This window comes from Moritella sp. 24 (genome assembly GCF_018219155.1).
Lineage (GTDB): Bacteria > Pseudomonadota > Gammaproteobacteria > Enterobacterales > Moritellaceae > Moritella.
The window spans coordinates 715,338-737,035 of sequence record NZ_CP056123.1; the positions used below are offsets into that span (position 1 = coordinate 715,338).

The following is a 21,698-nucleotide window of genomic DNA, read 5'->3' on the forward strand; positions in this document are numbered from 1 at the left end:
TAGTATTTCGAATTATGTGATGATTTGCTCTTAGGTATATACATGAGCTTCCATAATTCAAAATATGAGAGGATAAATAATGTTTGGTCGAAATAAAAGTTATGATCTGGAAAGATCGAGAGATAATTTTGAAAAAGGTAAAAGCAGAGAGTCTATATTAGCTAATGCTGGTATTGCAGGAGTAGGTACTCAAGGTTGTATAATTCGTAGAGGTTCGACTCTAGGTACTAAAAAAAGCGCAAGATTAAATGCTCGTCAGAAGAAACTGCATAAGAAAGGTGGATATACGAAGCAGGCTGCTTACGATGATGCAAAGTTATTAGGGGTAACTGTAAGTGACATGCGCAGTGATATAGCTGGCTATATAGGCGATTCAGCTGATGCGATTGTAGATGTGTCCAAGTTCATGTCTGGAACGGGTGGCGCGTATACAGGGGGAAGTGCTTTAGGTGTATCTGCTTCGACTACGTTAGGACCATTGATGCAAGTTCATAGTGCTGTTGTGAATATTTATGAATGGAAAAAAAACTTAAGCAATGCTCAAGACCTTCCCGCTAATCCATTGCTTTCTACGATAGATGCTGCATTACATGAAAATACGAAAACAGCGGCATATTTTAAGAAGAGAATGGGAAAGAAAATTGCAGGTGATTTGTTTTCATTTGGCGGGGGAATGCTAAGTAGTGTTACTCACGTTAATGCATTAGGTGCAGTCCGTCATGGTCGCTCAGATGCTAAAACTATTGCGCATTTAGTTCGACTTAATGAGATGCTTAAGAAGTATAAAAGCAAAGGACTGACTGTCGAATATAATTTATGTAAAGTTATTATCGATGCTAAAAAACTTAAAGTAGAATCACAATCGGCAGCGTTAGTCGCTGATATGATCCCTGGTAATATTGCAGGTGGTGCTACTGCTGCTATCAGTTTTGCACACGGACAAACACTAAATTGTCGACTATCGAATATGGCGATTGATATCGAAAAGGCAGCTAAAAGACTACACTACCGTGCTTTTTATGAAATGGATGATGATTATGGTATTGCAGGTTTGTTCGGTGAAGAAGCCGTTAATGAGTATGCTAGCGAGACACCCGCTTTAGATATGGTTCGGGAGTTATTTTCTCAGATTGGACGGATTGAAAAAGAGAGAGTTCTTCTTAATTTTGCAGGTCATAAGTTAAAATTTGGCGGAGAGCACTTTAGAGCTGATAAGTTGATGCATGAACCTGCTGGGTGGATGACAATTGTCGATAAATTAAACCTGATTTAATTATTTTAGCCATTCTGCGTTTGTACATGGATGTATAAACATAGGATAAATCTCACCGTGCTCAATTTCTTATTTAATCATTTGTTCTCTGCATTAATTTTATTTATAATTAACTGGTCTTTTATACAGTCCTATTTACGTGGTTATAGTTAGTTAAATCATGAGAAAAATAATTCATATCGATATGGATGCGTATTTCGCGAATGTAGAAGTACGTGACAATCCTGCTTACAAAGATATTCCTATCGCGATTGGTGGCATGAGTGATCGCCGTGGAGTGATTGCTACGTGTAATTATATTGCCCGTCAGTATGGTGTACGCTCTGCGATGTCTTCTTATAAAGCAATGCAACTCTGCCCTGACTTAACGCTTGTGCCGTCACGTATGCAGGTATATCGAGAAGTCTCTGCTCAGATCCATGAAATATTTTCTCGTTATACTGATTTGATTGAACCACTGTCCCTAGATGAAGCCTTTTTAGATGTTACTGACTGTGAATTATTTTCTGGTAGTGCGACGTTAATAGCGGAAGATATTCGAAAAAGTATTGAATCTGAGTTAGCACTTACTGCGTCTGCGGGAGTGGCACCGGTGAAGTTTTTGGCTAAAGTAGCGTCAGATATTAATAAGCCAAATGGATCATTTGTTATTACGCCTCCTCAAGTGAAATCTTTTGTTGCAGACTTACCATTAAACAAAATTCCCGGAGTGGGTAAGGTGACTTGGCAAAAGCTTAATCGTGTCGGTTTATATACGTGTGCTGATGTTCTTAAATTTCCTGCTCAGGATATTATTGATAGCTTTGGTAAGTTAGGTCATAGTTTATTAGAACGCTGTCAGGGAATAGATAATCGCCCTGTTTGTAATGAACAAAATCGTAAATCGGTAGGCGTTGAAATTACATTACCTGAAGACATCCTGACATTAGAGCAGTGCATGGCATTGTTTCCACAATTATATCAAACGCTACTGCAACGCTTGCAAAAAGCATCTCCTGATATGCGCATTACCAAGCAGGGTGTTAAACTTAAATTTAACGATTTTGTTTCTACAACCACTGAACAAAGCATTACGACTTTAGATGAGCACTTATTTTCTGACCTATTCGCACAAGCAATGACAAAGCAAGATAAGCGTGGGATTCGCTTAATTGGTTTATACGTTGGCCTCGCTGGTGATAAGGATAGTGAGCAATATAATCTATTGTTTTAGCATTTAATTTATTCCTATCAATAATATTCTTTATCTTTTTATAATCTACCGACATCCCTCCTATATTCCTAAAAGTTATTAAAAATCAGTTTATGTTCTTTGGCGGTTATAAGTAAAGGGGCTATATTGATCCAAACGATATGAAATTATCCAATTTGGTCTGATGGAGTAGAAGATGAATCAACAGAGGTTGACCCACCTTAAACAGCTGGAAGCTGAAAGTATCCACATAATCAGGGAAGTTGCTGCAGAGTTCGATAATCCGGTAATGATGTATTCAATCGGTAAAGACTCATCAGTGATGCTGCATCTTGCGCGTAAAGCTTTTTACCCAGGTAAGATCCCGTTTCCATTATTGCATGTTGATACTAACTGGAAGTTTCGCGAAATGATTGAGTTTCGTGACAAGACTGTAGAGAAATATGGTTTTGACTTATTAGTGCATCAGAATCCTGAAGGGATCGCGATGGGCTGTAGTCCATTTGATCACGGTAGTTCAAAGCATACCGACATCATGAAAACCCAAGGCCTGAAACAGGCACTAGACAAATATGGTTTTGATGCTGCATTTGGTGGCGCACGACGTGATGAAGAAAAATCACGAGCGAAAGAACGCGTGTATTCATTCCGTGATAAGAACCATCGCTGGGATCCAAAAAACCAACGCCCTGAATTATGGCGTACTTACAACGGTCAAGTGAATAAGGGTGAAAGTATTCGTGTTTTCCCATTATCAAACTGGACTGAATTGGATATTTGGCAATATATCTACCAAGAACAAATCGAAATTGTACCACTTTACCTTGCTGCAAAACGTCCTGTTGTTGAACGTGACGGTGCTTTGATCATGGTTGATGATGATCGCATGAAGCTACAAGAAGGTGAGAAAATAGAAGAGAAAATGGTGCGTTTTAGAACGCTGGGCTGTTATCCACTCACAGGTGCTGTGGAATCTGAAGCATTAACATTGCCTGAAATTATTGAAGAAATGTTACTGGCAACAAGCAGTGAACGACAAGGACGTATGATTGACCATGATTCTTCTGCTTCAATGGAGCAAAAGAAACGTCAAGGTTATTTCTAGGTAGGAGCAGGATAGATGAACAGTCAAATAGCAAATGAATTAGCACAAACAGATATCGAAACCTACTTACACCAACAGCAGCATAAAAGCTTATTACGTTTTTTAACGTGTGGCAGTGTTGATGATGGTAAGAGTAGTCTTATTGGTCGTTTATTACATGATTCGCATCAGATCTATGAAGATCAATTAGCGGCGTTACATGTTGATAGTCAAAAATCAGGTACAACAGGTGAAGCGATTGATTTAGCTTTATTAGTTGATGGCCTTGCTGCTGAGCGCGAGCAGGGTATTACCATTGATGTTGCATACCGTTATTTCTCGACAGCAACACGTAAGTTTATTATTGCAGATACGCCAGGACATGAAGAATACACACGTAATATGGCGACAGGTGCGTCAACGTGTGATCTTGCGGTGATCTTAATCGATGCTCGTAAAGGTGTATTAACGCAAACTAAACGTCATTCGTATATTGCGTCATTATTGGGTATTAAACATTTTGTTGTTGCCATTAATAAAATGGATCTAGTTGATTTTTCTGAGCAGCGCTTTGAAGAAATCAAAGAGGAATACTTAGCTTTTACTGAAAAATTAAACGATATTACGATTGAGTTCACACCGTTATCTGCATTATTGGGCGACAACGTTGTCGATCGTTCTACGCGTACACCTTGGTTCAAGGGACGTACATTATTAGAGTGTTTAGAAGCTGTTGATACATCTGATGATGCACTCGATAAACCATTCCGTTTACCTGTGCAATACGTGAATCGTCCAAACCTTGATTTCCGTGGTTTTGCTGGCACGATTGCAGCTGGTCAAATTAATGTTGGTGATGAAGTTGTCGCTCTGCCGTCTGGTAAATCAAGCACAGTTAAATCGATTGTAACTTTTGATGGTGAACTCTCGTCTGCGCATCAAGATCAAGCTATCACGTTAACACTGACTGATGAAATTGATGTGAGCCGTGGTGATATTCTGGTATCAAAAGCACAACAGCCGATCTTATCTGATTCACTTGTAGCGAATGTTGTATGGATGTCTGATCAAGTTCTTGAGCTAGGTCGTCAATATGATATTAAACTCGCAAGTAAGAAAACCACAGGTCAGTTTACATTGCTCCGTAATAAAGTGGATGTGAATACGTTGGAAGAGTCTGCTGCGACTGAGCTTGCATTAAATGAAATTGGTTTATGTGAGTTAACGCTGACAGAAGCCGTTCCTGCCGACAAGTATCAAGATGTTGCTGATACGGGGAGTTTCATTGTGATTGATCGACTGACTAACGTAACCGTTGGTGCCGGTATGATTGAACAAGTACTCGAGTCGAAAGGAAGTACTCACTCACATGAATTTAGTGAGTTTGAAGCTGAATTGAATGCGTTAGTACGCAAACACTTCCCTAAATGGCAAGCTATCGATATTAGCAAGCTGTAGGATGTTGTTATGAATGTGATACAGGGAAGTATTTTAGTCTCACTAATGATCTTTATTGGTCTACTTATCTCAGGTAAGTTTCGACCATCGAGTTTATTTGGTGGGATGGTAATTTTAGCTTACTTGTCAGGCTTTATTGAAATGCCACAAGTGATGGCTGGATTTACTAATCCTTCTCTTATCACATTAATTTTATTATTATTGATTTCGATTACGATTGAAAAAACACGTTTAATTAGCTGGATCGGTCGACAGTTGTCAACGGGCCGCTTTACAGTTGTGGTTGCTAAACTTGGTATTTCCACTGCCTTATTGTCTTCTTTTACGAACAACACCGCTGTTGTTGCATCATTAATTGGTGCAGTGAAACGTAATAATACCCACGCACCCACTAAATTACTTATTCCACTTTCTTATGCTGCTATTTTCGGTGGCACTTTGACCTTAATTGGTACTTCGACAAACTTGATTGTAAATAGTTTTGTGGTTGATGCTGGCCTACCTTCATTGGGCTTTTTTGAATTTTCTATTATAGGCTTAGCGGGCTTTATGGCAGGGATGGTTGTGCTTATTACCATGAGCCATCGATTACCTGATCACAATCAAGATGATAATGAAGAGTTAGTTTATTTTTTAGAAGCACGCGTAAAAGCGAACTCGGATCTTGTTGGCAAAAGTATTGCTGAGAACAATTTACGGGCGTTAAAACAATTATACCTTGCTGAGATTCAACGAGACGGTGAGGTGATTTGTCCTGTTTGCCCTGAAGAAATACTGCAAGCGAACGATCAGCTATTGTTCTGTGGTGATGTTGATTCAGTCGGTGTCTTGCAAGACATTAAAGGACTGACGTTATTTGGTCAAGGCGAACTAAATGGGCAGCATCTTGTTGAAGTGATTGTCAGTCATTCATCAAAATTAAATGGTTTAACGTTAAAAGAAAGTAAGTTCAGAGAGCATTTCGATTCTGTGGTTGTCGCTATACGTCGTGGTCATAGTCCATTACGTGGCGGTTTAGGTAATGTGCGTTTACGCGCGGGTGATACATTATTATTAGCCCCTGGTGCGGTGTTTAAAAATAGCAAAGACTTGAGTCGTGATTTTGTTGTCGTCAGTGGTTTAGATGTGGCAACACGGTTAAGTGATCATCGTAGTATCACTGTATTAGCAGGCTTTGTTGGTACAATTGCTTTAGCGTTAACAGGTACATTACCGTTATTGAAAGGGTTGGTGATATTTGTATTACTGCTGTGTATGAGCGGCACACTATCACTGCAAGAGATCCGTAGACGTTTACCCGTTGATCTATGGATTGTTGTTGGCAGTGCATTAGCATTATCGAATATGTTACAGACGACTGGCGTATCCGATTTATTAGCGAACTACTTACTCGACGTTTTCAATGGTTGGGGGGTATTAGCTGCATTTATTGCAACTTATCTTGCGACATTATTACTCAGCGAGCTCATTACTAATAATGCAGCTGCAGCTCTCGCGTTTCCAATCGCTTTTAGTTTGGCGCAAAGCTATGGTGTGAGTGAATTACCTTTCATTATGGCGGTTATTTTTGGCGCCAGTGCCAGCTTTATATCGCCTTATGGTTATCAAACCAATTTAATGGTTTATAGCGCTGGAAATTATGCGCTATCAGACTACCTTAAACTCGGTGTACCAACATCGATTGCTTATTCTTCTGTGGTATTAGTAATGATCCCATATGTATTCCCATTTTATCTGTGAGTGTGTAATGACAACAATTATCAAGGAAAGTGATGCTGGCAAAACAGCAACAGACAATATCGTATGGCATCAACATAGTGTTGATAAAGCAGCAAGAGCAGCGAATAAAAAACAGCAGCCCTGTGTATTATGGTTTACTGGCTTAAGTGGTTCAGGTAAATCAACGGTCGCAGGTGCGTTAGAGAATGAATTACATAAAGCGGGTTATCACACTTATCTACTAGACGGTGACAATGTACGTTTTGGCTTATGTGGTGATCTTGGCTTTAGCGATGATGATCGTAAAGAAAATATTCGCAGAGTGGGAGAAGTGGCAAAGTTAATGGTTGATGCGGGTGTTATTGTATTAACTGCATTTATTTCTCCACATCGTCAAGAGCGTGAGCTAGTACGCTCATTGCTTGGTGATAGCGAGTTTATAGAGATCCATGTTGATGCTGATCTTGCAACCTGTGAGCAGCGTGATCCAAAAGGTCTGTATAAAAAAGCCCGTGCAGGGGAGATTAAAAACTTCACCGGTATTGATTCTGTTTATGAGGCTCCAGAGAAACCAGAGCTTTATTTAGACAATGGTAGCAACCCTGTTGCAACGTCTGTCGAGCAAATAATGGCGTATCTGTCACAGCAGGGTCATATTAAGTAGCAGTGTTATAAGTACCATATTAAGAATTAATCGTTTATCAGCAGTCATTTGTAAGCAAGGGAGTCGTAGCGAACACATGGATATATCAATCGATCATTTGGTCAGTCAAGTTAATGATATTGCAGTTGCAGCAGGACAAGAAATATTAACGATTTATCAGCGTGATTTTCATGTTGATATCAAAGATGATAACTCGCCTGTTACAGAAGCTGATGTGGCAGCGAATGATATTATTGTTGCCAGCTTACGTACGATCACCCCTTATATTCCTATTTTGTCAGAAGAGGGGGCAAGCATCCCTTGGGATGAAAGAAAGCAATGGCAGACATTTTGGCTTGTGGATCCACTTGATGGTACGAAAGAATTTATTAAACGTAATGGCGAGTTTACCGTTAATATTGCGTTGATCCATGAGCAGCAGCCAATATTAGGCGTAGTCTATGCTCCGGTATTGGACAGACTCTATTATACCAATAGCGAAGGTGCGTTCTTATTGCATGATGGGGAGACGACTAAATTATCAGTACAACCGATTCCCGATGATGAAACGGTTAAAGTTGTTGGCTCTCGATCGCATGCAAGTCCTGAAATGTCGTTATATTTAACGCGATTTAAAGAGACTGAAGTCATTCCCGTTGGTAGTTCATTAAAGTTTTGTTTGATTGCAGAAGGAAATGCACATTGTTATCCGAGACTTGGACCTACTTGTTGGTGGGATACGGGGGCTGGACATGCAGTGGCTTGTGCAGCAGGGGCAAGTGTTGTGCAGCTTGATGGCACACCTTTGTTATATAACCATCAAGAATCGGTATTGAATCCATTTTTTGTTGTTGCTAAGTCGTGAAACTTACAAAATAAATGGTTGCGTGACTTAAAAAGTAAATGCGTTATGTAAATGACTGGTTAACTCAGCGAAATACTCATTTTTGCTTTCGTGAGGAATGAGTTTAGCAAGCTCATCACCAATATTAGTGAAACGATAATATTTCATTCGTGATGAACGGTTTTTTACTTTCATTGTTAGCTTTTCTTCACCGTAGCTTATTGGTAAATCTTTATCTAACGGTAAGTTCACCATTTCTAATTCATTAGCATGGATAAGGCCGAGTTCTGATAGTGTTAAAAAGCTACTGTAAGGTAGTTTATGCCTGCCTAAATTAATCGACTTAAACTGGGGCTTATTGAATAATAGAAAGCTTTTACCGTTGTTTTGGCAGTTCAACACAATCTTACGATTCGTGTCATACCCTATTTGAGAACTTAAGTTACAAGCAATTTGAAATATTTGGGCTTCACGCTGAGTCATTTGATTCAGTGTACGTAATGACTTCACCGAGAAGCTACCTGAGTGACTTAACTCTAGGGCAAAAATTTTTCCCCATAAGGTCTGCATGTGAGCACCTGAAATATCTTTAGCCATTGACATAAAAGCACTGAGCCAATCAGGGTCGATATTTTCACTCGTGACATCATCACAAAAATTATTTGCACGAACGACAATACTCTCTAAATTTTGTTGTTGTTTTATCTGTTCTTGATTAACACGCTGAATCGCTCTATGTTCAAATGTGGTATGTTTATTTACCGTCAACATACCATCTATGCCTCTATCTTTAGAGACTTGTCTTAACTGCTGAATACTGTTTAAAATATTCGATTCAACTTTATTTATATTGATATCATTTCCGGACATAGCAAAACCTAGCAGTGTATTTTAAGCGAGTGTTAATCAGCCTTTATTTATACCTGATATAGTAATAAAAGTATTGCTTTGGTGTTTAAAAGTGATTGATGGTGAGGAATATTTTATGGTTGTTTATATTTAGATATGATTTTGGGCGAGTTAAGTGAGGATAAATGAATACCGGCTCGCCCATAGCTGAAATGACTTTTAGATATTAGCCTTAATAAGACCAATAACGGTATCTATTTCTGTTGGGTTCATTTCACCATCTTTAACGTATAGAAGCTTACCAGTGGCATCGAGTAAGATGATAGCTGAACTTTTTTCAGTTAAACCCCATTTATTTTTAAGGTCACCGTCTTCATCAAGCACAAAGATAGCATCAGGAAACTCTTCTTTGTTTGATTTAAGTTGGCTAGCAACGATAGCACCTGTTCCCCAAATTGCTTCATCTAAGTTAACAAGTGTCGCTGTATTGTATTTTTCAAATGGGAAATCAGACTCTTTTAGCGCATCGATCATTGGCTCATTGAGTTCTTTTGCTGCAGTACGCCCTGCAATATGTTGAATCAAAATAACCTTATTTTGTAGTTCTGCAGTCGACCATTGACGGTATTCAAATTCACCTTCTACTAAATCGACAAAACCTTTGTCAGCAATTGTCACTTCAGGTAAATTTTCACCTAATGTTAAGCTATGGCTTAACGAGACAAAAGAGGTTAATGATAGGGCGATAGCCGTTAGTATTTTTTTCATTATTTTTATCCTTTTAAACATGAAAGTGATGTGAAAACGTTTCTATGAGAGCGCCAGACTATTAGTTCTATCGCATTACGTATTTTTCACATCTTATTCTATTTGCAAGGAAAGTGTGGCAGAAAAACTCAAATGTGTGGTCAATATAATGATTCGCTAATCAATTTTGTGTTTGAAGAAAGTATTTTATCTAACTTTATTTTTGACCCTGATATAACAGTATATTGGTTTTGATTAATGATGATTTTTTGGCCTTCAACCCCACTGCGACTGTCAATCGTTAACCACACGGGAGATACGCTACCTATACTGTCTGAAGGGTAAAGCATGAAGAGTTCATATTCAGGTGCAAGTTGACTAATCAGTGTTGCTAATAATAATACTTTTTCATCACTGTCTGCTTCATTCGTCTTTAACACACTGATTGGTGAAAAGAAGCTATCGTCATGTTCTTTCCTATCTGGAATAGCGTAAACCCAATGTTGTGCATTTTTTACCGCAGTTGTGAATGATTGCTGCTTGGCGAGTTGTGCCGCGATATCTTTTAAATAAGCCCTATATTCATAAAAAAGCTGAGAGTAATTAGGTCTCACGCAAGGTAAGTCTTCATCATCAGGGTGAACGCAGGGGGTTATTTTTAGGTGATAAAAGGCATCGTTTTGATATTGATTATAAGCTTGCCAAAATAGCTGTGATGAATTGCTCTCATCTTTATTTGTAAATGCGTATTTTATGTTTGTTATTTTATCTTGTTCATCAGGGGTATAAAAATTAATACGTTCAATTGCAAACTCGAGCCTAGGTGTTAAGTAGGTATGGATCGCTTTAATTGGGTAGCTTAATGAAAATGACAGCTTATAACTGTCGAGTAATGATGTTTCGACAATATCAGTATCAAAGAATGATTTTATTTTTAAGTTCTTACCTTCTTTATCTGTCCATTGCCAATTGATTGAAAATGAATTGGTTTCACTATTTGGTAAGCTAATGAGGCTTGAGGAAGCAAGGTTATTACGTTCATCTGTATCGCCTGAAAGAGAGGCCATGACGGGTATCGAGATGAAAATCATTATGCTTGTGGTAATAGATGGCCACAAAGCTGCTTTGTTCAATAAAGAGTTGGGCATTTAATGAATCTCTGAAAACGAACGATTCACTAAGCTTGGTAGAAAATGTGATTGATATCAAAAAAAATACAGAATAAATTTTGTTATCAACCACACCTGTTCTTAATTATTATGACTATTAGGCGACACTTTTATGTGTAATAAAAGTGGATTACCAGCCTTTTACGATAGCATTGTTAAATAATTTCTTCGCTTCGTCATATACTTCTTGAGTTTGGAACGCAGCAACAAACTGTTTTACTTTTTCTGAATCTTTATTGTCATTACGCGCAACAATTAAGTTTACGTATGGAGATTCTTTATCTTCAACAAAGATGCCATCTTTAGTTGGTGATAAACCAATTTTTGTTGCGAATGTTGTATTGATAACCGCAATAGTTACATCTTGTAAGTTACGCGCTAATAAAGCAGCTTCTAATTTTACAATTTCAACACCAAATGGGTTTGCAATAATATCTAACTCTGTTGCTTTAATACCTGCGCCAGCTTTAAGTGAAATGATACCTTGCTGTTCAAGTAGTAGTAATGAACGACCTAAGTTTGTTGGATCATTCGGTACCGCAATTTTGTTGCCTTCTTTTAGCTCATCAACCGTTTTGATTGATGAAGAGTAAGCTGCAATTGGATAAACAAATGTATTTGCTACAGATGTAATATCATAACCACGTTGTTCAATTTGTGCGTCTAGGTAAGGCTTATGCTGGAAAGCATTGACGTCAATACTGCCTTCTTCTAATGCACGGTTAGGAGTTACATAATCGGTGAAAGTAACAATTTCGATATCGAGATTGTATTTTTCTTTTGCGATTGTTTTTGCAATTTCAACTACTTCAGCTTCAGGACCTGCCATCGCACCGACTTTTAATACACTTGACTCTTTGTCGCCACTACATGCACTTAATAGAACACTTGATGCGATTGCTGTTACTGATACTAATTTTTTTATTGAAAAATCCATGATTATTATTTCCTTGAGTAGTTAAAATTTATTATCTGTGGTCGACTTTACTGACTAAGCGCTCACCAAATGATTGGATAATCTGTACGATAATGACAAGTAAGATAACGGTGATTAAAATAATTGACGGGTTAAAACCGATATAACCATGTTGAATCCCCACATCACCTAAGCCACCGCCACCAACAGTACCGGCCATTGCAGAGTAGTTAACGAGCGTGACTAACGTGATTGTAACGCTGTTGATAATACCTGGCATTGCTTCTGGAATGAGCACTTTCATTATAATTTGTAGTGGCGTTGCACCCATTGTTTGTGCTGCTTCTACCAAACCCGTTGGAACATCTAATAAAGCCCCTTCTATTAATCGTGCAATGAACGGAATTGAAGCCACTGTTAATGGAACAATCATTGCGCCAGTACCGATTGACGAGCCAACAATTAAACGCGTAAAGGGAATAATAGCGACAAGTAAAATAATGAAAGGCACTGAACGACCGACATTTACAATCACACTTAATACGTTGTTTAATTTTTTGTTTTCTAAAATACCGTTAGCTTTTGTTACGTGCAGTAAAATACCTGTCGGCATACCAAGTAAACAAGCGATTGCAGCAGATATACCAACCATTACAAGTGTTTCGATGGTTGCGGTAAAAAGTAAATTAATCATTTGCTCAGTCGACATAACCGATAACCTCTACATTAACTGCGTGTTGTTGAAAAAACGCTTTTGCAGCGACTGTGTTTTCTTTATTACCAATCAACTCTGCTAGCATATAGCCAAATTTGATGCCGCCTGCAAATTCAATATCTGCACTTAGGATGTTCACATCAACGTTTAGTGTTCGACTAACTTCAGAAATAACGGCAGAGTCAACACTGTTACCTGTGAAGCCTAAACGTACTAACGGCATTGAGTTATCTGTTCTATTTAACGAAAGACGTTGCTTGTATTCATCCGGAATTTCAAGGTTAATCGTTGCTTCGATAAATATTTGCGCTAACTCTGTTTCTGGATTCGCGAAAAAGTTAGCAACGGTGTTTTGTTCAATTAATTCGCCTTTATCAATAATCGCTACTTTATGGCAAATATTTTTTACTACTTCCATCTCATGTGTGATGAGTAGGATCGTTAAACCTAAGCGCTCATTAATATCTTTTAATAACGCTAAAATTGATTTTGTTGTACTTGGATCCAGTGCTGATGTTGCTTCGTCACACAGTAATACTTTAGGTTCAGATGCTAACGCTCGTGCAATCGCAACACGTTGTTTCTGACCACCACTTAATTCAGAAGGGTAGGCGTTATGCTTTGTCGCTAAACCAACTAATTCAAGAAGAGGTGCGATTTTATTTTTAATTTCATTTTTATCAATACCAGCTAATTCAAGTGGTAGTGCAACGTTATCAAACACGGTGCGTGATGATAATAAGTTGAAGTGTTGAAATATCATGCCTATTTGGCGTCTTGCAGCACATAGCTCTGCTTTACTTAATTGGGTTAATTCCACACCATCAAGTTGAATTGAACCTGATGTTGGTGTTTCAAGTAAATTAACACAACGTATTAATGTACTTTTACCAGCACCTGATGAACCAATTACACCGAATATTTCACCTTTATTAACGTTTAAGTTAACGTCTTTCAAGGCATAAACAGGCTTATCTGTAGTTTCAAATATTTTATTTATATTTGCTAGTTTGATCATTTCAACGCCTAAAATGAAAAGTAAGAATTAATATATAAGGTTAGATATTAATTCTTTATTTATAAGTAATAACTGGATACATATGCTAAATAGTTCATCACTCAAAGTCAATGGACTTTTTTACATCTAGACGTCTAAACGTTCTTTTATATCATTCTGGGTAGTAAAAGTCGGATGAAAGATTAAAAAGGTATCGATTGCGAAATTTTGATGACATGAAATAATGGCTGATTGAATTCAATAGATAAGTAAAGGTTGAAAATAATGGCAACTCCAGCTGTGTTTTTAGATCGTGATGGCGTAATTAATAAAGATAAAGGTTATGTGTCACAAATTGATGATTTTGAGTTTATTGACGGCAGTATTGAAGCGATGCAGTTATTAAAGCAGCATGGCTACTTACTTGTTGTGATCACTAATCAGTCCGGTATTGCACGTGGTTATTATACCGAAGATGAATTTATGACGTTAACCGAATGGATGGATTGGTCGCTGGCTGATCGTGGTGTTGATCTTGATGGTATTTATTTTTGTCCTCATCATCCAGAAAAAGGCATTGGTGATTATAAGCAAGATTGTTTATGTCGTAAGCCAAATACGGGGATGTTAGATAGTGCAGCGGAAGAACTTGATATTGATTTTGCTAACTCGTATTTAGTGGGTGATAAATTATCAGATATTCAAGCGGGTAAAAAGTCACAACTTAAAGCAAACTACTTGGTATCGACAGGTAAAGTATTGTGTGAAAAAGGCGCTGAAGAAGCAGATGGTGTATTTGCTGACTTATTATCAGCGGCTAAATTAATAGTAAATGGATACTAACTGTTCATTATTTGAGCGTTTTAGATTTATTTTATAAAATGACTTGCGATTAAAGCTCGGATCTCTATAATCGCTCCTCACTGACACGGCAACAGTCGTTCGGTATGTTCTTTAACAATTTATTCAAGCAATCTGTGTGAGTACTTACAGAGATATAATGACCAAAAATTATATCAATGTAATTATGAACATTAAATTAAATCGAAAGATTTGGTTTTATAAACAACAAACCTCGGTTTGTTGTTGAAGTACAGAATTCATTGAGCCGACTTGATACTTATTATCAGTAATGATTTTAGGCATCAGTCAAAAAAACTTTTAATTGAAGAGTTTGATCATGGCTCAGATTGAACGCTGGCGGTAGGCTTAACACATGCAAGTCGAGCGGAAACGAAGAATAGCTTGCTATTCTGGCGTCGAGCGGCGGACGGGTGAGTAATGCTTGGGAATCTGCCTAGTCGAGGGGGACAACAGTTGGAAACGACTGCTAATACCGCATACGACCTACGGGTGAAAGGGGGCCTCTTCTTGAAAGCTCTCGCGACTAGATGAGCCCAAGTGGGATTAGCTTGTTGGTGAGGTAAGAGCTCACCAAGGCGACGATCCCTAGCTGGTCTGAGAGGATGATCAGCCACACTGGAACTGAGACACGGTCCAGACTCCTACGGGAGGCAGCAGTGGGGAATATTGCACAATGGAGGAAACTCTGATGCAGCCATACCGCGTGTATGAAGAAGGCCTTCGGGTTGTAAAGTACTTTCAGCGAGGAGGAAAGGTAAGTAGTTAATAACTGCTTACTGTGACGTTACTCGCAGAAGAAGCACCGGCTAACTCCGTGCCAGCAGCCGCGGTAATACGGAGGGTGCAAGCGTTAATCGGAATTACTGGGCGTAAAGCGCATGCAGGCGGTTTGTTAAGCGAGATGTGAAAGCCCCGGGCTCAACCTGGGAACTGCATTTCGAACTGGCAAACTAGAGTTCTTGAGAGGGTGGTAGAATTTCAGGTGTAGCGGTGAAATGCGTAGAGATCTGAAGGAATACCAGTGGCGAAGGCGGCCACCTGGCAAGTAACTGACGCTCAGATGCGAAAGCGTGGGTAGCAAACGGGATTAGATACCCCGGTAGTCCACGCCGTAAACGATGTCTACTCGGAGTTTGGTTCCTTGAGAACTGGGCTCTTAAGCTAACGCATTAAGTAGACCGCCTGGGGAGTACGGCCGCAAGGTTAAAACTCAAATGAATTGACGGGGGCCCGCACAAGCGGTGGAGCATGTGGTTTAATTCGATGCAACGCGAAGAACCTTACCTACTCTTGACATCCATAGAACTTTTCAGAGATGAATTGGTGCCTTCGGGAACTATGAGACAGGTGCTGCATGGCTGTCGTCAGCTCGTGTTGTGAAATGTTGGGTTAAGTCCCGCAACGAGCGCAACCCTTATCCTTATTTGCCAGCACGTAATGGTGGGAACTCTAAGGAGACTGCCGGTGATAAACCGGAGGAAGGTGGGGACGACGTCAAGTCATCATGGCCCTTACGAGTAGGGCTACACACGTGCTACAATGGCGCATACAAAGGGCTGCAAACCAGCGATGGTAAGCGAATCCCATAAAGTGCGTCGTAGTCCGGATTGGGGTCTGCAACTCGACCCCATGAAGTCGGAATCGCTAGTAATCGTGAATCAGAATGTCACGGTGAATACGTTCCCGGGCCTTGTACACACCGCCCGTCACACCATGGGAGTGGGCTGCACCAGAAGTCATTAGCTTAACCTTCGGGAGGGCGATGACCACGGTGTGGTTCATGACTGGGGTGAAGTCGTAACAAGGTAGCCCTAGGGGAACCTGGGGCTGGATCACCTCCTTACGTAAAGTTGTTAATTTTTGTAAGTGCCCACACAAATTGCTTGAATAGAAACGTTAAAGACAATCTTATGAAAATAAGATAACGATTGGGATGAAATCCAGTCGTAGAAAGTAAATTGTGTCCCGTTCGTCTAGAGGCCTAGGACACCGCCCTTTCACGGCGGTAACACGAGTTCAAATCTCGTACGGGATACCACTTTTCTTTCTGATTAAAAATCAAAGCTAAGCAACAATGTTTATCTTTGCTTTTTAGCAAATTGCTCTTTAAAAATTTGGAAAGCTGAATAAATAAAGAAGTTCTTAAAACACGTTATTACTTAGGTAATAACAATATAGTGTTCTTGAGTATTCTTGAGGCGAAAAAAACTAGATAATACCTAGTTATTTCAATTGTACGGTCGACTTTAGATTGTATGGTTAAGTGACTAAGCGTATACGGTGGATGCCTAGGCAGTCAGAGGCGATGAAGGACGTGTTAATCTGCGTTAAGCTGTGGGGAGTTGATAAAAAGCGTTAATCCACAGATTTCCGAATGGGGGAACCCACTCTACTTTGTAGAGTATCGTAACGTGAATACATAGCGTTACGAAGCGAACCGGGAGAACTGAAACATCTAAGTACCCCGAGGAAAAGAAATCAATAGAGATACCCTTAGTAGCGGCGAGCGAACGGGGTCTAGCCCTTAAGCAGTTTGGAAGTTAGTGGAAGATTCTGGAAAGTTTCACGATACAGGGTGATAGTCCCGTACATGAAAACGACCTTACTGTGAAATCGAGTAGGACGGCACACGTGATATGCTGTTTGAATATGGGAGGACCATCTTCCAAGGCTAAATACTACTGACTGACCGATAGTGAACCAGTACCGTGAGGGAAAGGCGAAAAGAACCCCTGTGAGGGGAGTGAAATAGAACCTGAAACCGTATACGTACAAGCAGTGGGAGCAGACTTGTTCTGTGACTGCGTACCTTTTGTATAATGGGTCAACGACTTAATTTCAGTAGCAAGGTTAAGCGAATAGCGGAGCCGTAGGGAAACCGAGTGTTAACTGCGCGAATAGTTGCTGGGATTAGACCCGAAACCCGGTGATCTAGCCATGGGCAGGTTGAAGGTTGAGTAACATCAACTGGAGGACCGAACCGACTAATGTTGAAAAATTAGCGGATGACTTGTGGCTGGGGGTGAAAGGCCAATCAAACCGGGAGATAGCTGGTTCTCCTCGAAAGCTATTTAGGTAGCGCCTCGCGTCTAACTATTGGGGGTAGAGCACTGTTAAGGCTAGGGGGTCATCCCGACTTACCAACCCTTTGCAAACTCCGAATACCAATAAGTTCAATCGCGGGAGACACACGGCGGGTGCTAACGTCCGTCGTGGAAAGGGAAACAACCCAGACCGTCAGCTAAGGTCCCAAAGTGTATGTTAAGTGGGAAACGATGTGGAAAGGCTCAGACAGCCAGGAAGTTGGCTTAGAAGCAGCCATCTTTTAAAGAAAGCGTAATAGCTCACTGGTCGAGTCGGTCTGCGCGGAAGATTTAACGGGGCTAAACATACCACCGAAGCTACGGATGCAAGACTTGTTCTTGCATGGTAGAGGAGCGTTCTGTAAGCCGTTGAAGGTGAGTTGAGAAGCTTGCTGGAGGTATCAGAAGTGCGAATGTTGACATGAGTAACGATAATGGGGGTGAAAAACCTCCACGCCGAAAGACCAAGGGTTCCTGTCCAACGTTAATCGGGGCAGGGTGAGTCGACCCCTAAGGCGAGGCCGAAAGGCGTAGTCGATGGGAAACTGGTTAATATTCCAGTACTCACTTATATTGCGATGGGGTGACGGAGAAGGTTAGGCTAGCATGGCGATGGTTGTCCATGTTTAAGGTTGTAGGCTGTATTCTTAGGCAAATCCGGGAATACATTAAGGCTGAGAACTGATGACGAGTCTCTACGGAGATGAAGTAGTTGATACCCGGCTTCCAGGAAAAACCTCTAAGCTTCAGATATAAGAGAATCGTACCCCAAACCGACACAGGTGGTTAGGTAGAGAATACTAAGGCGCTTGAGAGAACTCGGGTGAAGGAACTAGGCAAAATGGTACCGTAACTTCGGGAGAAGGTACGCCAATGATGGTGAAGGACTTGCTCCGTAAGCTATTGTTGGTCGCAGAGAAATGGTGGCTGCAACTGTTTATTAAAAACACAGCACTGTGCAAAATCGAAAGATGACGTATACGGTGTGACGCCTGCCCGGTGCCGGAAGGTTAATTGATTGGGTTAGACTTAGGTCGAAGCTCATGATCGAAGCCCCGGTAAACGGCGGCCGTAACTATAACGGTCCTAAGGTAGCGAAATTCCTTGTCGGGTAAGTTCCGACCTGCACGAATGGCGTAATGATGGCCACGCTGTCTCCACCCGAGACTCAGTGAAATTGAAATCGCTGTTAAGATGCAGTGTACCCGCGGCTAGACGGAAAGACCCCGTGAACCTTTACTATAGCTTGGCACTGAACATTGAACCTACATGTGTAGGATAGGTGGGAGACTGTGAAACATTGTCGCTAGATGATGTGGAGTCTATCTTGAAATACCACCCTTGTACGTTTGATGTTCTAACGTAGGTCCCTTATCGGGATTGCGGACAGTGTCTGGTGGGTAGTTTGACTGGGGCGGTCTCCTCCCAAAGAGTAACGGAGGAGCACGAAGGTTGGCTAAACATGGTTGGACATCATGTGGTTAGTGCAAAGGCATAAGCCAGCTTAACTGCGAGACAGACACGTCGAGCAGGTACGAAAGTAGGTCTTAGTGATCCGGTGGTTCTGAATGGAAGGGCCATCGCTCAACGGATAAAAGGTACTCCGGGGATAACAGGCTGATACCGCCCAAGAGTTCATATCGACGGCGGTGTTTGGCACCTCGATGTCGGCTCATCACATCCTGGGGCTGAAGTTGGTCCCAAGGGTATGGCTGTTCGCCATTTAAAGTGGTACGCGAGCTGGGTTTAGAACGTCGTGAGACAGTTCGGTCCCTATCTGCCGTGGGCGTTTGAGAATTGAGAGGAGCTGCTCCTAGTACGAGAGGACCGGAGTGGACGAACCACTGGTGTTCGGGTTGTTATGCCAATAGCATTGCCCGGTAGCTAAGTTCGGAACTGATAACCGCTGAAAGCATCTAAGCGGGAAGCAGGCCTCGAGATGAGTTCTCACTGGGACTTTAAGTCCCCTGAAGGGCCGTTGGAGACTACAACGTTGATAGGCAAGGTGTGTAAGTGCTGTGAGGCATTGAGCTAACTTGTACTAATTACCCGTGAGGCTTAACCATACAAATTAAAGTATGATTAATTGAAATATCGACTTAAGAATTGATTGAACACTAGTATTTATCGAAAGATAGGTTTTAAAGACTTCTTTATTTATAGCTTTTCAGATTTTAGAGATACATTTTGAAAGCAACTAGATTTGCTTGGTGACCATAGTGTTACGGTACCACCTGATCCCATTCCGAACTCAGTAGTGAAACGTAATAACGCCGATGGTAGTGTGGGGCTTCCCCATGTGAGAGTAGGGCATCGCCAAGCGCCACTTTTAATTCAAGACGAAGTCTTGGATAAGAAATTGTCGAAAGACAGAAAGAATAGACTGATAACATCAGCACAGATTGTGCGGAGCGGTAGTTCAGTTGGTTAGAATACCGGCCTGTCACGCCGGGGGTCGCGGGTTCGAGTCCCGTCCGCTCCGCCAACAAATAAAAAAAGCCTGAATCTTATGATTCAGGCTTTTTTTATGCCTGAAATTTGATTTGAAAGAAATACGGTTGTGCGGAGTAATTGTTCTTATGAATACTACTCAGGCGGTTAGGGTAACTATGCCGTTATATTGGGTGCTGATTTATAGCAAGCCGTCCCTGGCTCTAGAGCTATATTTTAGCGAGCGATCTTGGATAGTTTCGATGATCAGCAATATCACAAGCGAGCAGATTTATTTCGCTCTCTGATAATGAAGTAAAGCTTGTATCCACATTACAGCATTCTGCAAGTTGCTCATGCGATAAATTGAATAGCTTATATATAATTTGATCGGCGACGGTCAATGCTGAGGATGCTTTGACTATCTCTGCTCGTGCATATTGCTGACCCTCGAATGAAACGTCATAGGCTCGTAGAGATACATCTTTACCTGGTATTTGCTGTGCTCCAAATAAAGGCTTACCTGCGATTGTTGCGTTGGTAAAGTTAGGTATAAATTGTGTTATATGATTAATTGCTTTTTGGGTGCGATCATCTGACTCTTGCTTATCCCAACCTTGTACTAATTTATTGATGAAACTTTTATCTAATTTAGGCTGTGCACTACTATCTGTACTTTTAGCGAGTCCATTTTTAAATAGCGTTATCTCTTCGGTCATACCATGTAGTTGAAAATAGCCATTTGGATAAGGAGTTAATTGTGCCATACCCTGTGGAGTGCCTCGTTCGCCGTGGAAGATTACTTCTGGCCAACGCTCACTTTGCTCCCAATGTGTTATGTATGCAGCTTTAAACTCTACCATACGTTCTTTAGGTGTATCGGCCATGTCGTCAATGACACCTGTTCTGTATCCACATGCGTTAATTAAATAATCAACTTCAGTCGTTGTTTGCTTTCCATTTTCGGTATGGGTAATAAGCCATGTGTTTTTCGCACTATAATTAACGCAAGTTACTTTATTGTTCGTTAGTAATTTACAAGTGGGTGATGCTTGTAAACTTAGTTCTGTACTTGCCGCTATTCGGAATAGGCTTAAGCCATATTCTTGAACCATTAGGAGTGGATACTTGATGGTCTCTAAATCGAGCGTTTTAGCTAGTGGGATCATCCAGTCAGAAAAATCAGTAATTTTGTCTGGCTGTGATTTATTTTTAAGTCGCTCGATATCTTCTCGGCTGAACATTTTGTAATAATCATCTGGATCGCCCAGCACATTATTACTTTCATCTGTTTGAATGAGATCTTTATAGCGTTGCTTTAGAAGTTCAAGTCTTGGCAATAAATGTTCAATATTACTCGCATCGCGCTGAGGTATTGCAATAACCGTAGGGCGCTTATTAATGCAGTGAGGGTATATTTTCATTGTCGCAATAGATTGATCGAGAAGAGTAAAACATTGCTCATTCGAAATGTCGGGGTATAAGTTACCGCCTGCATGGAGATGACAAACTGGTGGGCCATTAACTAAGCTGGAACCCTCTTCAAATAAGGTCACATTGATATCGAGGCCTGTTAAACGTAATGCGATGGTGCTTCCTGCAATACCACCGCCAATAACAGCTATACGTTTTGATTTTAATATTGAAAGACAATTATCATTCATTAGACTTAGTTACATATAAATAATGAGATTATTTTTATTATGCCAAGTATT

General features: G+C 40.5%; 15 protein-coding genes, 2 tRNA genes and 3 rRNA genes. 13 read left to right on the forward strand and 7 right to left on the reverse strand.

Translation table 11 applies throughout. The features are described from left to right. The first annotated feature begins 79 nt into the window (after positions 1-79). The 7 genes from HWV00_RS03350 to cysQ all read left to right on the forward strand — a co-directional run bounded on the left by HWV00_RS03350 (position 80) and on the right by cysQ (position 8,234). The gene (locus HWV00_RS03350; protein WP_211684701.1) at positions 80-1,273 is read left to right on the forward strand and encodes a hypothetical protein; all 1,194 of its coding nucleotides are present in this window, start codon (positions 80-82) and stop codon (positions 1,271-1,273) included. A gap of 160 nt (positions 1,274-1,433) precedes the next feature. Then, entirely contained in the window at positions 1,434-2,486 is a 1,053-nt protein-coding gene (gene dinB / locus HWV00_RS03355; RefSeq protein ID WP_211684702.1) for a DNA polymerase IV, read from the forward strand. A gap of 175 nt (positions 2,487-2,661) precedes the next feature. Beyond that, the gene (gene cysD, locus HWV00_RS03360; protein WP_211684703.1) at positions 2,662-3,570 is read left to right on the forward strand and encodes a sulfate adenylyltransferase subunit CysD; all 909 of its coding nucleotides are present in this window, start codon (positions 2,662-2,664) and stop codon (positions 3,568-3,570) included. Between the two features lie 15 nt (positions 3,571-3,585). Then, complete coding sequence (cysN, locus tag HWV00_RS03365) at positions 3,586-5,007, forward strand: sulfate adenylyltransferase subunit CysN (RefSeq protein ID WP_211684704.1); 1,422 nt, start codon at positions 3,586-3,588, stop codon at positions 5,005-5,007. Positions 5,008-5,016: 9 nt separating this feature from the next. After that, a complete protein-coding gene (locus HWV00_RS03370; RefSeq protein WP_211684705.1) occupies positions 5,017-6,747 on the forward strand; it encodes an SLC13 family permease in 1,731 nt (576 codons plus the stop codon). A gap of 7 nt (positions 6,748-6,754) precedes the next feature. Continuing rightward, positions 6,755-7,390: an adenylyl-sulfate kinase gene (gene cysC / locus HWV00_RS03375; protein ID WP_211684706.1), complete on the forward strand. Its 636-nt coding sequence runs from the start codon at positions 6,755-6,757 to the stop codon at positions 7,388-7,390. 76 nt (positions 7,391-7,466) lie between these two features. Continuing rightward, positions 7,467-8,234 (forward strand): 3'(2'),5'-bisphosphate nucleotidase CysQ, encoded by a 768-nt coding sequence (gene cysQ / locus HWV00_RS03380; RefSeq protein WP_211684707.1) that lies wholly within the window; start codon positions 7,467-7,469, stop codon positions 8,232-8,234. A gap of 27 nt (positions 8,235-8,261) precedes the next feature. On the opposite strand, the gene HWV00_RS03385 is transcribed toward cysQ, so the two are convergent. From HWV00_RS03385 to metN, 6 genes are all read right to left on the reverse strand, one after another. Then, entirely contained in the window at positions 8,262-9,083 is an 822-nt protein-coding gene (locus tag HWV00_RS03385; protein WP_211684708.1) for a TIGR03899 family protein, read from the reverse strand. 198 nt (positions 9,084-9,281) lie between these two features. After that, positions 9,282-9,830 (reverse strand): YtfJ family protein, encoded by a 549-nt coding sequence (locus tag HWV00_RS03390; protein ID WP_211684709.1) that lies wholly within the window; start codon positions 9,828-9,830, stop codon positions 9,282-9,284. 140 nt (positions 9,831-9,970) lie between these two features. Next, a complete protein-coding gene (locus tag HWV00_RS03395) occupies positions 9,971-10,957 on the reverse strand; it encodes a hypothetical protein (protein WP_211684710.1) in 987 nt (328 codons plus the stop codon). A gap of 151 nt (positions 10,958-11,108) precedes the next feature. Continuing rightward, on the reverse strand, positions 11,109-11,915 hold the full coding sequence (gene metQ, locus HWV00_RS03400; protein WP_211684711.1) for a methionine ABC transporter substrate-binding lipoprotein MetQ: 807 nt from the start codon (positions 11,913-11,915) through the stop codon (positions 11,109-11,111). Positions 11,916-11,946: 31 nt separating this feature from the next. Further along, positions 11,947-12,603 carry a methionine ABC transporter permease gene (locus tag HWV00_RS03405; RefSeq protein ID WP_211684712.1) on the reverse strand — a complete coding sequence of 219 codons (657 nt, stop codon included), beginning with the start codon at positions 12,601-12,603 and terminating at the stop codon, positions 11,947-11,949. Next, positions 12,593-13,627 (reverse strand): methionine ABC transporter ATP-binding protein MetN, encoded by a 1,035-nt coding sequence (metN, locus tag HWV00_RS03410; protein ID WP_211684713.1) that lies wholly within the window; start codon positions 13,625-13,627, stop codon positions 12,593-12,595. The genes HWV00_RS03405 and metN overlap by 11 nt, the downstream gene beginning before the upstream one ends. A 264-nt stretch (positions 13,628-13,891) precedes the next feature. Between metN and gmhB the strand changes: the two genes are divergently transcribed. The 6 genes from gmhB (at position 13,892) to HWV00_RS03440 (ending at position 20,038) form a co-directional block, all read left to right on the forward strand. Further along, positions 13,892-14,449 carry a D-glycero-beta-D-manno-heptose 1,7-bisphosphate 7-phosphatase gene (gmhB, locus tag HWV00_RS03415; protein ID WP_211684714.1) on the forward strand — a complete coding sequence of 186 codons (558 nt, stop codon included), beginning with the start codon at positions 13,892-13,894 and terminating at the stop codon, positions 14,447-14,449. 319 nt (positions 14,450-14,768) lie between these two features. Continuing rightward, positions 14,769-16,313, forward strand: a 16S ribosomal RNA gene (locus HWV00_RS03420). A 119-nt stretch (positions 16,314-16,432) separates the two neighbouring features. Further along, positions 16,433-16,508 (forward strand) — tRNA-Glu (locus HWV00_RS03425). A 219-nt stretch (positions 16,509-16,727) separates the two neighbouring features. Then, positions 16,728-19,619: ribosomal RNA gene (locus HWV00_RS03430) — 23S ribosomal RNA — on the forward strand. A 140-nt stretch (positions 19,620-19,759) separates the two neighbouring features. Continuing rightward, a 5S ribosomal RNA gene (gene rrf / locus HWV00_RS03435) occupies positions 19,760-19,875 on the forward strand. The 16S, 23S and 5S rRNA genes sit together here with 2 tRNA genes alongside, the layout of an rRNA operon. A gap of 86 nt (positions 19,876-19,961) precedes the next feature. Then, positions 19,962-20,038 (forward strand) — tRNA-Asp (locus HWV00_RS03440). 175 nt (positions 20,039-20,213) lie between these two features. Here the strand turns inward: HWV00_RS03440 and HWV00_RS03445 are convergent. After that, entirely contained in the window at positions 20,214-21,647 is a 1,434-nt protein-coding gene (locus HWV00_RS03445; RefSeq protein ID WP_211684715.1) for an FAD-dependent oxidoreductase, read from the reverse strand. Positions 21,648-21,698: the final 51 nt, after the last annotated feature.

Coding starts and splice junctions, on each gene's coding strand:
- HWV00_RS03350 (WP_211684701.1), top strand. CDS start 80: ATGTTTGGTCGAAATAAAAGTTATGATCTGGAAAGATCGAGAGATAAT.
- HWV00_RS03395 (WP_211684710.1), bottom strand. CDS start 10,957: ATGCCCAACTCTTTATTGAACAAAGCAGCTTTGTGGCCATCTATTACC.
- HWV00_RS03385 (WP_211684708.1), bottom strand. CDS start 9,083: ATGTCCGGAAATGATATCAATATAAATAAAGTTGAATCGAATATTTTA.
- cysN (WP_211684704.1), top strand. CDS start 3,586: ATGAACAGTCAAATAGCAAATGAATTAGCACAAACAGATATCGAAACC.
- gmhB (WP_211684714.1), top strand. CDS start 13,892: ATGGCAACTCCAGCTGTGTTTTTAGATCGTGATGGCGTAATTAATAAA.
- dinB (WP_211684702.1), top strand. CDS start 1,434: ATGAGAAAAATAATTCATATCGATATGGATGCGTATTTCGCGAATGTA.
- metN (WP_211684713.1), bottom strand. CDS start 13,627: ATGATCAAACTAGCAAATATAAATAAAATATTTGAAACTACAGATAAG.
- HWV00_RS03370 (WP_211684705.1), top strand. CDS start 5,017: ATGAATGTGATACAGGGAAGTATTTTAGTCTCACTAATGATCTTTATT.
- cysQ (WP_211684707.1), top strand. CDS start 7,467: ATGGATATATCAATCGATCATTTGGTCAGTCAAGTTAATGATATTGCA.
- HWV00_RS03390 (WP_211684709.1), bottom strand. CDS start 9,830: ATGAAAAAAATACTAACGGCTATCGCCCTATCATTAACCTCTTTTGTC.
- metQ (WP_211684711.1), bottom strand. CDS start 11,915: ATGGATTTTTCAATAAAAAAATTAGTATCAGTAACAGCAATCGCATCA.
- HWV00_RS03445 (WP_211684715.1), bottom strand. CDS start 21,647: ATGAATGATAATTGTCTTTCAATATTAAAATCAAAACGTATAGCTGTT.
- HWV00_RS03405 (WP_211684712.1), bottom strand. CDS start 12,603: ATGTCGACTGAGCAAATGATTAATTTACTTTTTACCGCAACCATCGAA.
- cysD (WP_211684703.1), top strand. CDS start 2,662: ATGAATCAACAGAGGTTGACCCACCTTAAACAGCTGGAAGCTGAAAGT.
- cysC (WP_211684706.1), top strand. CDS start 6,755: ATGACAACAATTATCAAGGAAAGTGATGCTGGCAAAACAGCAACAGAC.